Annotated in this window: 1 protein-coding gene; it reads left to right on the top strand. The window is 57.3% G+C overall.

The window, feature by feature from the left end; all coding sequences use genetic code 11:
* Positions 1-403 (top strand): hypothetical protein (locus tag AC1DIX_RS28060; RefSeq protein WP_477328652.1); only part of this gene is annotated, 403 nt, incomplete at both ends.

Genomic DNA, 403 nt, shown 5'->3' with positions numbered 1-403 from the left:
GGATCTGGCCGACGGTCAGGCGTTTCTCGGCGATATCGACGACAAGATGCGGGAACTTCAGATCCGTCTTCTTTTCCTCGGTGGCGGACACTGGTTTGATCTCGGTCTGCCGGTTATTGCAACGCCAGAACCCTACACATCGCCCTGGTCGCGGCTGATCGACCTCCCCTTTGTGACGATTGCCTATCTGCTCTCGCCGGCATTTGGACCGGAGCACGCGCTCCAGATCGCATTCCATATCTGGCCGCCAGCGATGCTTATTGGCTTCAGCGCTCTGACGGCCATGTTCTTCTCCCGGCAGATGCGCAGCGGCGTCGTCATCAGCTATCCGATCCTCGTCATCAGTATCGTTTTTATGACCTATGCGATCTGGGAGTTCGTTCCCACGCGCATAGACCATCAC

This window comes from Massilia sp. 05N420 (assembly GCF_056397205.1).
The sequence above is the reverse complement of the archived record's forward strand: the minus strand, read 5'-3'. Positions and strand labels throughout refer to the sequence as shown.